Origin of the sequence: Afifella sp. H1R (genome assembly GCF_021462425.1) — a bacterium.
GTDB classification, from domain to species: domain Bacteria; phylum Pseudomonadota; class Alphaproteobacteria; order Rhizobiales; family Afifellaceae; genus Afifella; species Afifella aestuarii.
The window spans coordinates 1,340,533-1,353,391 of record NZ_JAKEDY010000001.1 but is presented as its reverse complement, the minus strand read 5'-3'; the positions used below and the strand labels follow the sequence as shown (position 1 = coordinate 1,353,391).

Sequence of the window (12,859 nt, the reverse complement as noted above, 5' to 3'; positions counted from 1 at the left end):
GAGGAGGTTGTTTGATGGGTGAGCGCAATTCGGTCAGCATGGTCGCGCGGACCGGCATCGGCCTTGTCCTTGCGGCGATGGTGACGCTGACGGCCAGCCTCGCCGCCGCCCGACCCGTGCCGGAGAGTTTTGCCGATCTGGCGGAAAGCCTCCTCGATTCCGTCGTCAACATATCGACCTCGCAACGGGTGCGCGCCTCACGCGGCATTCCGGTTCCGGAGGTCCCCGAAGGCTCACCCTTCCAGGAGTTCTTCGAAGATTTCTTCAATCGCAATCAGAGCGAGGGCGAGCAGCCCTCGCGACGGGTGCAGTCGCTGGGCTCCGGCTTCGTGCTGGATTCGTCGGGGCTCATCGTCACCAACAACCACGTCATCGCCGACGCCGACGAGATCGTTGCGAACTTCGCCGACGGCACGAAGCTCGAAGCCGAGGTCGTCGGACGCGACACCAAGACCGATCTCGCGCTTCTCAAGGTGAATCCGCCGCATCCGCTCAAGGCGGTCGAATTCGGCGATTCGGAGCATCTGCGCATCGGTGATTGGGTGATGGCGATCGGCAATCCGTTTGGATTCGGCGGCACCGTCACGGTCGGCATCGTCTCGGCGCTCGAACGCGACATCAATTCAGGGCCATACGACAAATTCATTCAGACCGATGCCTCGATCAACCGCGGCAATTCGGGCGGCCCCCTGTTCAACCTCGACGGCAGGGTCGTCGGCATCAACACGGCGATCATTTCGCCGACCGGCGGATCGATCGGCATCGGGTTTGCCGTTCCTGCCGAAATCGCCATGCCGGTCATCGAGCAGCTTCGCGAATTCGGCGAAACGCGCCGCGGCTGGCTCGGCGTGCGGATCCAGGAAGTCACGGACGAGATCGCCGAAAGCCTCGGCATGGACAAGGCCGAAGGTGCGCTGATCGCCGGCGTGACCGATGGCGGGCCGGCGGCGGAAGCGGGCATTCAGCCCGGCGACGTCATCATCACCTTCGATGGCCGCCAGGTTTCCTCGATGCGCGAACTGCCGGGCATCGTGGCCGATACGCCTGTCGGCAAGGATGTTGATGTCACGCTTCTGCGCAAGGGCGAGAAACTGACGGTCACCGCCCGCCTGGGCCGGCTCGAGGAAGAGCAGACGGTCTCGACGCTTTCCGGCGACGACACGCCCGGCTCCGATATGGACAGCGACGAAGCGGTCCAGACGCTCGGCCTGACGCTCGAGGTTTTGAGCGACGACGCGCGGAGCGAATACGGGATTGCCGACGATATCGAAGGCGTTCTCATTTCCGCGGTGGAGCCTGGAAGTGTCGCGGAGGAAAACCAGATCGCAGCCGGAGACGTCATCGTCGAAGTGAGCCAAGAGGCCGTCGCGGAGCCGGAAGACGTCACGGCGCGCATCGAACGGCTGCGGGCTCAGGACCGGCAGTCGGCTCTCTTTCTGATCGCCAGTCCGGATGGCGACCTGCGCTTCGTCGCGATCCGGCTCGACGATCAGCCGTCAGACGATGCGCCTGACGAAGAGAGCCCGGAGCAATAGTCTCAGGCTGTTTGGCGTTGCCGAGCCTGCCACGCCTCGCGCGTGATCGAATAGGCCACGTGCCGCCTGAGAGCAGAATCCTCGGGCAGACGCGGGTGGTCGAAATCTTTGGCTCGGTCACGCAACATGCCGATCCGCTCCATGACACGGCGCGATTTCACATTGGCCGTGACGGTGAACGAGATCACCTCGTCGAGGGCGAGCGGACCGAAGGCATAGGCGAGGCTTTCGGTCGCCGCTTCCGTGGCATAGCCCTTGCCCCATTCGGCGCGTTTCAGCCGCCAGCCGACTTCCACGGCCGGCGTGAACGGCGCCTCGAAATCCGTGTGCTGCAGCCCGGCGAAGCCGACCGGCTCGCCGTCCGTCTTCCGCTCCAACACCCAGAAGCCGAAGGTGTGCACCAGAAAATGGCCCTTCAGCTTTTCGAAGATGGCGTCCGATTCCGCCCGGCTGCGGGTCTTCTCGAAGAAGCGCATCACCTCCGGGTCGGCGTTGAGATCGGCCCAGAAATCGCGGTCGCTGTCTTGCCAGGGGCGCAGGATCAGACGCTCGGTTTCAAGTCTGCTCATGGCTCACCTGCCTCCGTCTCGTGGAATTCCTCACGCGTATAACCCTGGAGATAAAGAAGGGCGGTGAGGTCGCCATGGCGAATGTCGGCATCCGCTTCCCGCACCAGAGCCGGCTTGCCGTGGAGGGCGACGCCCAGCCCCGCATGGGCGACCATTCCGATATCGTTGGCGCCGTCCCCGACGGCGATGACATCCTCTGCCGCGAGGTCGTGACGGGCGAGGGTCGCCTTCAGCGTTTCGACCTTGGCGTTGCGGCCGAGGATCGGTTCGGCGACCTTGCCGGTGAAACGGCCGTCTTCGTGGAGGAGGCGGTTGGCGTGGAATTCTTCGATGCCGAGCATTTTGGCGATTTTCTCGGCGAAGATGGTGAAGCCGCCGGAGACGAGAACGGTGTGAGCGCCCGCGGCGCGCATGGTGGCGACCAGCGTCCGCCCGCCCGTTTTCAGAGTGATGCGTTCCGCCAGAACGCGGTCTGCCACGTCGACCGGAAGATTTTTGAGAAGGCCGACCCGCTCTTTGAGTGCCGGCTCGAAAGCGAGTTCGCCGGCCATCGAGCGCGCCGTGATGTCGGCCACATGTTCGCCGATGCCCGCCTCGACCGCGAGCTCGTCGATGCATTCCTGGTCGATGAGCGTGGAATCCATGTCGGCGATCAGAAGCCGCTTGCGCCGGTTCGCTGCCGGGATGGCGGCCACGTCGATGGTGGCCGGACCGATCGCCTGCCGTGCCGCGACGAGGGCCGATGCGCTCATGCCGGCAAAAGGCAGGTCACAGGCTTCGCCTTCACACAGCCATTTCGGGTTGCCCGCCGCAAGGCCGGCCCGGCCGAGCTCGGCCGTCACTGCGACGATCAGCTCCTCGGTGACAGGCGCTTTCCGTTTCGAGCCGATCAGCGTTAGGACGGACTGCATGAGAATTGATCCTGAACATGTGGCGGAAGGCGAGGTCGTGCTGATAGCGGGGCCTACGGCGAGCGGCAAGACACAGCTTGCGCTCGATTTGGCCGAGGGGCTTCACGCTCGGGGCCGCCGAGCCGTGGTCATCAACGCCGATGCCATGCAGGTTTACCGGGATCTCCGGGTGCTGACGGCGCGGCCGCAGCCTTCCGAGATGCGCAATCTGGAGCATCGACTTTTCGGGCATGTCGATGCGGCGGACCGCTATTCTGTCGGTCGCTGGCTGTCGGAGGTCGGTGACGTCCTCTCTGCCGTGCAGGAGGACGGCGCGACCGCCATATTCGTGGGCGGGACAGGCCTTTATCTGAAGGCTCTGACGGAAGGCCTTTCTCCGATCCCGGAGATTGAACCCGAAATTCGCGACGAGGTGCGGGCGCGTGCCGAGCGGGAAGGCAGCGATGCCATGCTCCGCTGGCTCGAGACGCTCGACCCGCGGGCGGCGGGGACCGTCAGGCCCGGCGACACCCAAAGGGCCGTGCGGGCGGTCGAAGTGAAGCTTTCGACAGGACGCTCGCTCCTCGATTGGCAGAACGAGACGCGCGAGCCGGCGCTCGTGAGCGAGGCGAAACGCTTCATCCTGCTGCCGCAGCGTGAGGCGGTCTACCGGGCGATCGACAGGCGCTTCGGTGTGATGATCGACGAAGGTGCGCTTGAAGAAGTCCAGGCGTTGATGGCGCGCGATCTCCCGGCCGATCTGCCGGCGATGAAGGCGATCGGCGTGCGGCCGCTTTCCGCCTATCTGCGGGGCGAGATCGCTCTCACGGCTGCGGTCGAGCGGGGAAAAACGGAAAGCCGTCGCTATGCCAAACGGCAGCTGACCTGGCTGCGCCACCAATGCGGCGAGGGCTGGTGCGAGATCCACGCCTGATCTCGCTCCTCAGGTGGCAGCCGGTGCTCAGGCTGTCGCCGGCGGTGTGGCTTTCCGCGGAACGAACAGCCGATGTTTTGCGCCCGGGCGCGCTTCCCCCGGCGCCGCCGGCGTCGCCTCCATTTCGGCGCCGAGGCTGCGCGACATCGAGGAAACGATGACACGACCGAGGCCCGGCCCCTCGGTCTCGTCGAGCGCATAGCCGATGCCGTTGTCGACGATTTCGATCACGCAGCCCTTGGCCGGATCTTCGACCGCATGGGAGCGAATGAGGATTTCGCCGCGCTCGCCATCGGGAAACGCGTATTTGATGGCATTGGTGACGAGTTCGTTGACGATGATGCCGATCGACACGGCATCCTTGCTCGGCAATTGGAACGGTTCGGCCTCGAGTTTCAGCGTGATCGGCTTGCCCGCCGACAATTCCTGCAGGTCTTCCACGAGCGGCTCCAGATAGCCGTCGAGGCGAACCCAGTCGCGCCCGGCGAGAAGGTGCAGGCGACGCTGTGCCGAGGCGATGGCACCGATATGCTCGCGCGCGCCGTCGAGCACCGCTTTGGCTTCCTCGTTGTCGCTCTGACGGGCCTGCAAGGCGAGGATGGAGGACACCATCGACAGGTTGTTGCCGACGCGGTGATTGACGTCGCTCAACAAAGCTTCGGCGCGCTGGCGCTCGATTTCGAGCTCCGCCGTTCGCTCACGCACACGCGTTTCGAGCGATGCGTTGGTCTGGTTCAATTCGGCGATGTGCAAGCGCTCGACGCGCTGGATGGCGGTGGCAAGCCCCGCGGTCGCAAGCAGGGAGGCGGTGATGGCGAGAAGGAGCAGATTGCGGTTGCGCCGCTGCAGCGCCTGTCGCTGAGCGAGATGGCGGACTTCCTCCGCATCGAGCTCACGCAGCTGCTGCGCGATGCCATTGGAGATGGTGCGCCCCTGCTGTTCGACCTGGGCGCGGGCAGCGTCCCGCTGACCGGCCGCAAAAAGCTCGATCGTCTCATCCATCTGGTCGAGGCGCTGCCGGATAAGAGTGTTCGCGGCGTCGAGACGGGCGGTCTGGGGAGGATTGTCGGAGAGAAGATCGTGCAGTTTCTGGACCTGATCCGGCAATAGCGCCACGGCCGGCCGATAAGGGTTCAGATACGTCTGGTCGCCGGTGAGGAGATAGCCGCGTTGGGCGCCTTCCGCCTCCCGCAACGAGCCGAGAAGGGATTCGATCTCGCTGCGCACCCGCAAGGTGTGTTCGACCCAGTCATCGGTGCGGTCGGCCCGTACGGTCAAAAAGAGAATTGCTCCCACCGACAGGAGCAGCAGGCCGAAAAGCGCCATACGTGCGAGCATGATGCGGTTGCGAGCTCGGCCGAGTGCTGCGCGCCATTTGGATTGGCGCTCGGGCGTCATGGTTACGTCCATCGTTCCGTCGATGCTCATCCGAGCCTGCCATCCCTCATCCTTGTCTGAGGCGGAACTCATCACGCATCGCGCCATTGGCAATAATGACAAGGAAAGATGACAGGGAAGGGGCGAGACAAATTGCGTTGTTTCCTAATGCTTAACCGCAGCAGGGAGGCAAAGGCAATCTCGCCGGTGTTATGATGGTGCAACAGGCTCGTATTCTTCTCGCAGAGAACCAGCCGCTGGTGGCACTCGATTTCGAATTCGCTCTTTGCGACGCGGGCTACGAGGTTCTCGGACCCGTCGGGGAGCTGACGGAAGGGCTGCGGCTCGCCGAGGAAACGAGCCCCGATGCCGCGGTTCTCGACGTTCAGCTTGCGGACGGGCGCGTCTTTCCGCTGGCGCGGGCGCTCATGGCCGCAGGCGTGCCGATCATGTTCGTCACGGCGCATGTCGCGGAAGAGCGCATCTGGCCGGCGAGCTTTCGGAATTGTCCGCGCCTTGGAAAGCCGGTCGATCCTGAGGTTTTCCGGCGCACGGCGGCGGGGCTTCTCGCGGCCCGGGAGGACGAGGCGCCGGCGGGCGTGGCTGTGGCATAAGATTCTTCCGCTTGACCTTGCGGTCGCATCACCCTAGAAGCCGCGTCATGTATATCTCGTCGCTTATCGTAATGTTGCGCGCCACCGGGGCGACCTCTTAGGTCGCCGCGATTACGGTGGTGCGTGCCAAGGCTCCTTCGGGGGCCTTTTTTATTGCCTCAAGAAACGAGATAACGGTGAGCCCGAGCGGCCAGGCGGAGAGGATTGATGGGCAAGGAAATGACCGGCGCGGAGATGGTCCTGCAGGCGATGAAGGACCACGGGGTCAAGCATATCTTCGGCTACCCCGGCGGCGCTGCGCTACCGATCTACGACGAGATCTTCCAGCAGGAGGACATCCAGCACATCCTCGTTCGCCATGAGCAGGGCGCAGGCCATGCGGCGGAAGGCTATGCGCGTTCCTCCAGCAAGCCCGGCGTCGTTCTGGTGACCTCCGGGCCGGGGGCGACCAATATGGTGACGGCGCTCACCGATGCGATGATGGATTCCATCCCGCTCGTCTGCATCACGGCGCAGGTTCCGACCCATCTCATCGGCTCCGACGGTTTCCAGGAATGCGATACTGTCGGCATCACGCGGCCTTGCACCAAGTACAATTGGCTGGTGCGCGATGTGAACGATCTCTCACGCATCCTGCATGATGCCTTTCACGTCGCGACGACGGGCCGTCCGGGCCCGGTGGTCGTCGACATCCCGAAGGACGTGCAGTTCGCGACCGGCATCTATCACACCCCGGATCCGGACGGACGCTCGAGCTATCAGGGCTACGAGCCGCGCATGAAGGGCGACGAGAATGCGATTGCGCATGCCGTCGAACTGATGGCGCATGCCAAGCGCCCGATCCTCTATACGGGCGGCGGCGTCATCAATTCCGGTCCGGAGGCGAGCCAGCTCTTGCGTGAGCTGGTGGCGGCGACGGGCTTTCCGATCACCTCGACCCTGATGGGGCTCGGCGCCTATCCGGCATCGGGCCGGAACTGGCTCGGCATGCTCGGCATGCACGGCACCTACGAAGCCAATATGGCGATGCACGATTGCGACGTGATGGTGTGCATCGGCGCCCGTTTCGACGACCGGATCACCGGGCGCACGGACGCCTTCTCGCCCGGCTCGAAGAAGATCCATGTCGATATCGATCCGTCCTCGGTCAACAAGAACATCCGCGTGGACGTGCCGATCATCGGCGATGTCACCCATGTTCTGAAAGACATGCTCGCCATGTGGAAGGCGCGTGCGCCCGAACCCGATCTCAAGGCCTGGTGGACGCAGATCGAAACCTGGAAGGGGCGGCGTTCGCTGGCCTACCGGACGAACCGTGACGTGATCATGCCGCAATATGCGATCGAGCGGCTCTATCAGGCGACGAAGGACCGCGACACCTACATCACGACGGAGGTCGGCCAGCACCAGATGTGGGCGGCGCAGTTCTATCATTTCGACGCACCCAATCGCTGGATGACCTCCGGCGGGCTCGGCACGATGGGCTACGGCCTGCCGGCGGCTCTCGGCGTGCAGGTCGCGCATCCCGACAGTCTCGTCGTGGATATCGCCGGCGATGCGTCCGTGCTGATGACCATGCAGGAGATGTCGACGGCGGTGCAGCACGACCTGCCGATCAAGATCTTCATCTTGAACAATTGCTATATGGGCATGGTGCGGCAGTGGCAGCAGCTTCTGCACGGCAATCGCCTGTCGAACTCGTACAATGAATCGCTGCCCGATTTCGTGAAGCTCGCCGAGGCCTATGGCTGCGTCGGGCTGCGCGCGGACAAGCCTGACGAGCTCGACGACGCCATCGAAGAGATGATTTCCGTGCGCCGGCCCGTCCTGTTCGACTGTCGCGTGGCCAATCTCGAAAACTGCTTCCCGATGATTCCCTCCGGCAAGGCGCACAACGAGATGATCCTGCCAGCTGAATCTGAGGGAGCCGAAGAGGCTTTCGCCGGCGGCAAAGCACTGGTTTGATGCTGTTGGTTGGAGGGGCCCAGCTTCAGAGGCCCCTGGTTTGAGGTGACGGCGGCCCGTCCGCGGACCGCCAGGCGGATGACATTCGGCAGGTGCTTTTGCGAGAAGCGCCTTCGCCGTTCGATGAAGGATACGAAGGACAATGAACGATTCCTCGACCATGACCGGCAAGCCCGCCATGACGCCGCCGGCCTCGACCTATTTCATCGAGGATCGCCAGGACCCGGAGGAGGCGCATACCCTCTCCGTTCTCGTCGACAACGAGCCGGGCGTCCTGGCGCGTGTCATCGGGCTTTTCTCCGGGCGCGGCTACAATATCGAAAGTCTCACTGTTTCGGAGACGGAGCATGAGAAGCACCTGTCGCGCATTACCATCGTGACGCGCGGCAGCGTCGCGGTCCTCGAGCAGATCAAGAACCAGCTCGGGCGTCTCGTCCCGGTCCATCGGGTGACGGATCTCACCGAAGTGGCGGTGGCACGCAATCAGGAAAAGCCCCTGGAGCGCGAGCTGGCGCTGGTGAAGGTCGCGGGTCACGGCGAGATGCGGGTGGAGGCTTTGCGCCTCGCCGATGCCTTCAAGGCCGAGGTGATCGATGCGACCCGCGAGCATTTCGTCTTCCAGATGACGGGACGGTCCGCCAAAGTGGAGCAATTCATCTCCATCATGCAGCCGATGGGCCTCATCGAAGTATGCCGCACGGGGCTTGCCGCGCTGTCGCGCGGACCTGAATCCTCCTAACACTGCCCGCGGGCGTAAGGCCCCGGGCGCCTTTTGAAATCTGCTCGGGATCTGCGCCATGTCGACGGAAGTCGTCTCCGCCCTCATCGTCTTCGCCCTCGTTGCCTCGGTGACGCCGGGGCCGAACAACCTGATGCTTCTGGCTTCGGGTGTGAATTTCGGCTTCCGCCGGACGCTCCCGCATCTTCTCGGCGTTCTCGTCGGCTTTGCCATTCTCCTGACGGCCGTCGGGCTCGGTGTCGGCGCTCTGGTGGAGCGCTTTCCCGCGCTCCACACGCTGCTCAAGGTCGTGGGCGGTGCCTACCTTCTCTATCTCGCCTGGAAGATCGCGATGTCGCGTGCGCTGCACGAGGAGAGCGCCGGGCAGGGGCCTCTCACCTTTCTCGAAGCGGCGCTCTTCCAATGGGTCAATCCGAAGGCCTGGATGATGGGGCTTGCGGCCATGGCCGCGTACACAGATCCGGACCATTATGCGCTGACGCTCGCGATCGTCGTTTCCGTCTTCTGCCTCGTGGGCATTCCGTCGGCGTCGATCTGGGCAGGTTTCGGGTCAGCCCTGAAGGATTGGCTCAATCATCCCGTCCGTATCAAATGGTTCAACATCGCGATGGGGCTCGCGCTCGTCGCCTCGCTCTGGCCGATGCTGAAGTGAGTGCCGCGGTATGATTTCGAAAGTAAGCGTCATCTCGCACATACGTGTCATCTTGAAAGCGGATTTCTTCGGCATCACGCTTCCCGCGATCGGCGTGCCCGACATGGGCCGTGGCTGTGGGGGAATGAGATGCGCAGTTCTTTCGGCAAGATCCTTTCGTCGGTCATGATCACGGGCGCGGTTGCGGCGGGTAGCCTCGTTGCTGCTGCTCCCGCGCGTGCCGGCGATCCCTGCCTCGACATCGCTTTCACCTGCCGCGGCGCAGAGCCTTTTTGGAGTTTTACGACGGGCATCGATGCCGAGGGGCGCGAAGTGGTGCGGTTCTCCGATCCGGAGAACCCGGACGACCAGGGGAGCCCGCTGGTGATCGAAGGTTGCGTGGAGCAGGGCGCGCCGAACGATTTCGAGCTGACGACGGAGGCGCCTCTCGACCTCATCGCCAGCATCGTCGGCCAGAGTTGCACCGAACCGAGCGGCGAGACGACGGACTTTTCCGTGATGGTCTCGTTCAAGCAGGGGGCGCAGACGGCGACGCCGCGAGAGGTGACCGGCAAGGGCTGTTGCGTCCGTGAGAAGTGAGGCGCCGGTTTCTCGTGCCTTGCGTGTTCTTATTGTGTTCTTGTTGATGTCGGGCTAGCGTCTCGCCGTTGGGGTCGTTTTCTGTCCGATGGCATGCGAGTGTCCGCGGCAGAATCCCCCGAGAGCCGCGATACCCGAAGGACGATGCAGTTTTCCCCGCAGCAGGAACAGGCGCTGAAGGCCGTTTCGAAATGGCTGAAGAAGCCCGACCAGCAGATTTACCGGCTGTTCGGCTATGCCGGCACCGGCAAGACGACACTCGCCCAGCATCTCGCCGAAGGCGTCGATGGCGAAGTGCTGTTCGGCGCCTTCACCGGCAAGGCGGCGCAGGTTTTGCGCGCCAAGGGCGCGGAGAATGCGCGCACCATCCATTCGCTCATCTATCGGCCGCGCGGTGAGGAGACGGTCGAGGACGAGGAGAGCGGCAAGACGAAGATCTCGCCGACCTTTTCGTTGAACCGTGGCAGTCCGGTGGCGCAGGCGGCGCTCGTCGTCATCGATGAATGTTCCATGGTCGACGAGGCGCTCGGCCGCGATCTTCTCTCCTTCGGCACGCCGATCCTGGTGCTCGGCGATCCGGGGCAGCTGCCGCCGGTCAAGGCGGGCGAGGGGGGCGGCGGCTTCTTCACCGAGGCGGAGCCGGACATGCTCCTCACCGAGGTGCATCGCCAGGCTCGCGACAACCCGATCATCGATCTCGCGATGCGGGTGCGCGAGGGCGAGCGCATCGATTACGGCTCTTATGGCGAAAGCCGCGTCATCTCCAAAAACGATGTCGATCAGGACATCGTCATGTCGGCCGATCAGGTGCTCGTCGGGCGCAACCGTACGCGCCGCCTCTACAATCAGCGCCTGCGGACGCTGAAAGGCTTTGACGGCGCGTTGCCGGAGGCGGGGGACCGGCTCGTCTGTCTCAGGAACGATCCGAAAAAGGGCCTGTTGAACGGCTCGCTGTGGGACGTCGCCTCCGTCGGCACGCCGCGCGGTCCCGGTCTGCAATTGATGGTGAAGGCGGTCGATGAAGTGCCGCGCTCGCCGACGGCCAAGATCAAGGTCTTGAAATCGGCCTTCGAAGATCCCGATTCCGATCCCGGCTGGCCGGTGAAGCGGCGGTTTGACGATTTCGATTACGGCTATGTCCTGACCGTGCACAAGGCGCAGGGCTCGCAATGGGACGAGCTCGTGCTCTTCGACGAGAGTTTTGCCTTTCCCGATACGCGCGAGCGCTGGCTCTACACCGCGATCACCCGCGCGGCGGAGAAGATCACCATCGTGAAGTGACGGTGGCGGAAAGGGGACGGTGCCCGCCGGTGTGAGAGCTGTCGGCAGGGCGAGGGGGCGCTGCTATTGCGGCACTTTCTCCGAGCATGGCGGCAGACAGAAGCTCGTTTCCTTGTCCACCTTCTGGACGCCTTCGACCTTGGCAAGGCTCGCCAGCAGCGTCTCGTCGCCCGAGCCGTAGATGACGCCGATCTCAGGGACGATCGATTCCACGCGCATGCCCGCCTTGACGGCCGACCGGCTCACCACATCGGTCTTGCCGATATGCGCCTCGTCGACAACGACTTTCAAGGCAATGTCCGCCATGGCGACCTCGCATCAGATGGCCGTCTCGCCACCTGTCTTTCGCTACGCGCTAACATAGGGCGGCGGCAGCTCAGACGCCAGCTTGGCCCTGCGGCGCTTGAACGAGGCCCGCCCCGACGTCGCGCGCCGGAGCGTCGAGCCCGCGGGCCGTCATCGTCAGCTTGTCCCACAAAGCCTGGCCGCGCAGTTCCGGGTCGGTCCCGGCCCAAAGGGCTGCAACGCCCGCCACATGCGGGCAAGCCATGCTGGTTCCCTGCATCTTCCTGTAGAGCTCGGGCTGTGGAGCCGCGGACAGGATGCCGACGCCAGGGGCAGCGATGTCGACCTCGCCGCCACCCGGGTTGATGGCGCCGCTGGAGAATTCCGCCACGTCCAACGACTGGTCGACGGCCGCCACGGCCATGATCGACGGCGCATTCGCCGGCGCGCCGACAGGTGCGATGAAGCCATAGCGGCGCGAGCTTTCATTGCCCGCCGCGGCGATGAGGAGCGAGCCCTGCTGAAGTGCCAGCCGGCCGATGCGTTCGTATTCGGGGGCCGGTTCTTCGCCGGGCTGGACAGGACGGCCGAGCGACATGGAAACGACGGCGCAGCGCTGCTGAATGGCCCAGATCATGCCGGCGATGATGTCGCGTTCGCGCCCTGACCCGGAATTGCTGAGCACCTTGCCGACATAGAGTTCGGCATTGGAAGCAAGGCCATAGCGAAACCGGCTCTGCGCGGCCCGACCACCCGCAGCCGTGCCCGCGCAATGCGTGCCGTGGCCATGGCCGTCCTGCACGTCCTGTCCCGGGACGAAACTCCGCTGGACGATGTTGCGGCCGGCAAAGTCCGGATGCGTCAGATCAAGGCCGGTGTCGAGGATTGCGAGGCGCACATCTTGGCCCGTCTGCGGGCTGTCGAGGGCACCGACCGCGCGAACACCCCAGGTCGCTTCGGCCGTGTCCCCAAAGCTCTCGATTGCGAACATATAGAATTCCGGTCGCACGCTCTGCACGCATTCGGTGTCCATCAGCTTGGCCCGGATCGAGCTCGTCGCCTCCAGTCCGAAGCGCTCGGAGACGAAGGCGACGCCGAGTTCCTCGAAGACAAGGGCAGGCTCGCCGTCGAGTGCCTTGATCTCGGCTGCCTCCGACAGCCCGACGGAACGCACACCGGAGCCGACGGCATTCTCCAGGGCGGTCACCTCCTCGCGGCCGGCGCGCTCGGCAAAGGAGACGACGAGACCGCCCGTCGCCTTCGGTCGCAGAAGTTCGAGGACGGAGTTACCATCCGTAGCGGGTTCGTCCGTAGCTGCCATGTCTGCCCCCCTGCGTCATGGCTCGCGCTTGCTGCGCACAGGTTCACTGAGAGAAGTTTAGGATTATCCAAGCTCCGGTCAAAGGATGAATAAAATAAATCCGGCTCCGGGAGGCGTC

Annotated in this window: 13 protein-coding genes; 8 read left to right on the top strand and 5 right to left on the bottom strand. The window is 64.1% G+C overall.

Going from position 1 to position 12,859, the window contains the following annotated elements:
- Positions 1-14 precede the first annotated feature (14 nt).
- Positions 15-1,535 (top strand): DegQ family serine endoprotease, encoded by a 1,521-nt coding sequence (locus L0F51_RS06485; RefSeq protein WP_370642322.1) that lies wholly within the window; start codon positions 15-17, stop codon positions 1,533-1,535.
- Positions 1,536-1,537: 2 nt separating this feature from the next.
- Here the strand turns inward: L0F51_RS06485 and L0F51_RS06480 are convergent, their stop codons facing one another.
- Both L0F51_RS06480 and serB read right to left on the bottom strand, forming a co-directional pair.
- The gene (locus L0F51_RS06480) at positions 1,538-2,104 is read right to left on the bottom strand and encodes a GNAT family N-acetyltransferase (protein ID WP_234628420.1); all 567 of its coding nucleotides are present in this window, start codon (positions 2,102-2,104) and stop codon (positions 1,538-1,540) included.
- Positions 2,101-3,015 carry a phosphoserine phosphatase SerB gene (gene serB, locus L0F51_RS06475; RefSeq protein ID WP_234628419.1) on the bottom strand — a complete coding sequence of 305 codons (915 nt, stop codon included), beginning with the start codon at positions 3,013-3,015 and terminating at the stop codon, positions 2,101-2,103. The genes L0F51_RS06480 and serB overlap by 4 nt, the downstream gene beginning before the upstream one ends.
- Here serB and miaA point away from each other — a divergent pair.
- Complete coding sequence (gene miaA, locus L0F51_RS06470; RefSeq protein ID WP_234628418.1) at positions 3,014-3,928, top strand: tRNA (adenosine(37)-N6)-dimethylallyltransferase MiaA; 915 nt, start codon at positions 3,014-3,016, stop codon at positions 3,926-3,928. The two genes, serB and miaA, sit on opposite strands and share 2 nt — an antisense overlap.
- Before the next feature lie 27 nt (positions 3,929-3,955).
- Here the strand turns inward: miaA and L0F51_RS06465 are convergent, their stop codons facing one another.
- The gene (locus L0F51_RS06465; RefSeq protein WP_234628417.1) at positions 3,956-5,398 is read right to left on the bottom strand and encodes a sensor histidine kinase; all 1,443 of its coding nucleotides are present in this window, start codon (positions 5,396-5,398) and stop codon (positions 3,956-3,958) included.
- 119 nt (positions 5,399-5,517) lie between these two features.
- Here L0F51_RS06465 and L0F51_RS06460 point away from each other — a divergent pair, with 119 nt between their 5' ends.
- The 6 genes from L0F51_RS06460 to L0F51_RS06435 all read left to right on the top strand — a co-directional run bounded on the left by L0F51_RS06460 (position 5,518) and on the right by L0F51_RS06435 (position 11,135).
- Positions 5,518-5,919: a hypothetical protein gene (locus tag L0F51_RS06460; RefSeq protein WP_234628416.1), complete on the top strand. Its 402-nt coding sequence runs from the start codon at positions 5,518-5,520 to the stop codon at positions 5,917-5,919.
- A gap of 207 nt (positions 5,920-6,126) precedes the next feature.
- Entirely contained in the window at positions 6,127-7,884 is a 1,758-nt protein-coding gene (locus L0F51_RS06455; RefSeq protein ID WP_234628415.1) for an acetolactate synthase 3 large subunit, read from the top strand.
- Between the two features lie 178 nt (positions 7,885-8,062).
- Complete coding sequence (gene ilvN / locus L0F51_RS06450; protein ID WP_307155704.1) at positions 8,063-8,623, top strand: acetolactate synthase small subunit; 561 nt, start codon at positions 8,063-8,065, stop codon at positions 8,621-8,623.
- Between the two features lie 58 nt (positions 8,624-8,681).
- Positions 8,682-9,275: a LysE family translocator gene (locus L0F51_RS06445; RefSeq protein ID WP_234628414.1), complete on the top strand. Its 594-nt coding sequence runs from the start codon at positions 8,682-8,684 to the stop codon at positions 9,273-9,275.
- Between the two features lie 129 nt (positions 9,276-9,404).
- Positions 9,405-9,854 carry a hypothetical protein gene (locus tag L0F51_RS06440; protein ID WP_234628413.1) on the top strand — a complete coding sequence of 150 codons (450 nt, stop codon included), beginning with the start codon at positions 9,405-9,407 and terminating at the stop codon, positions 9,852-9,854.
- A 144-nt stretch (positions 9,855-9,998) separates the two neighbouring features.
- Positions 9,999-11,135, top strand: coding sequence for an ATP-dependent RecD-like DNA helicase (locus L0F51_RS06435; RefSeq protein WP_234628412.1), 1,137 nt, complete (start codon positions 9,999-10,001; stop codon positions 11,133-11,135).
- 63 nt (positions 11,136-11,198) lie between these two features.
- Here the strand turns inward: L0F51_RS06435 and L0F51_RS06430 are convergent, their stop codons facing one another.
- Both L0F51_RS06430 and L0F51_RS06425 read right to left on the bottom strand, forming a co-directional pair.
- A complete protein-coding gene (locus L0F51_RS06430) occupies positions 11,199-11,441 on the bottom strand; it encodes a hypothetical protein (RefSeq protein ID WP_128291578.1) in 243 nt (80 codons plus the stop codon).
- Between the two features lie 70 nt (positions 11,442-11,511).
- Positions 11,512-12,741: a S8 family serine peptidase gene (locus tag L0F51_RS06425; protein ID WP_234628411.1), complete on the bottom strand. Its 1,230-nt coding sequence runs from the start codon at positions 12,739-12,741 to the stop codon at positions 11,512-11,514.
- Positions 12,742-12,859 lie beyond the last annotated feature (118 nt).

Coding starts and splice junctions, on each gene's coding strand:
- L0F51_RS06485 (WP_370642322.1), top strand. CDS start 15: ATGGGTGAGCGCAATTCGGTCAGCATGGTCGCGCGGACCGGCATCGGC.
- L0F51_RS06480 (WP_234628420.1), bottom strand. CDS start 2,104: ATGAGCAGACTTGAAACCGAGCGTCTGATCCTGCGCCCCTGGCAAGAC.
- miaA (WP_234628418.1), top strand. CDS start 3,014: ATGAGAATTGATCCTGAACATGTGGCGGAAGGCGAGGTCGTGCTGATA.
- serB (WP_234628419.1), bottom strand. CDS start 3,015: ATGCAGTCCGTCCTAACGCTGATCGGCTCGAAACGGAAAGCGCCTGTC.
- L0F51_RS06465 (WP_234628417.1), bottom strand. CDS start 5,398: ATGAGTTCCGCCTCAGACAAGGATGAGGGATGGCAGGCTCGGATGAGC.
- L0F51_RS06460 (WP_234628416.1), top strand. CDS start 5,518: ATGATGGTGCAACAGGCTCGTATTCTTCTCGCAGAGAACCAGCCGCTG.
- L0F51_RS06455 (WP_234628415.1), top strand. CDS start 6,127: ATGGGCAAGGAAATGACCGGCGCGGAGATGGTCCTGCAGGCGATGAAG.
- ilvN (WP_307155704.1), top strand. CDS start 8,063: ATGACGCCGCCGGCCTCGACCTATTTCATCGAGGATCGCCAGGACCCG.
- L0F51_RS06445 (WP_234628414.1), top strand. CDS start 8,682: ATGTCGACGGAAGTCGTCTCCGCCCTCATCGTCTTCGCCCTCGTTGCC.
- L0F51_RS06440 (WP_234628413.1), top strand. CDS start 9,405: ATGCGCAGTTCTTTCGGCAAGATCCTTTCGTCGGTCATGATCACGGGC.
- L0F51_RS06435 (WP_234628412.1), top strand. CDS start 9,999: ATGCAGTTTTCCCCGCAGCAGGAACAGGCGCTGAAGGCCGTTTCGAAA.
- L0F51_RS06430 (WP_128291578.1), bottom strand. CDS start 11,441: ATGGCGGACATTGCCTTGAAAGTCGTTGTCGACGAGGCGCATATCGGC.
- L0F51_RS06425 (WP_234628411.1), bottom strand. CDS start 12,741: ATGGCAGCTACGGACGAACCCGCTACGGATGGTAACTCCGTCCTCGAA.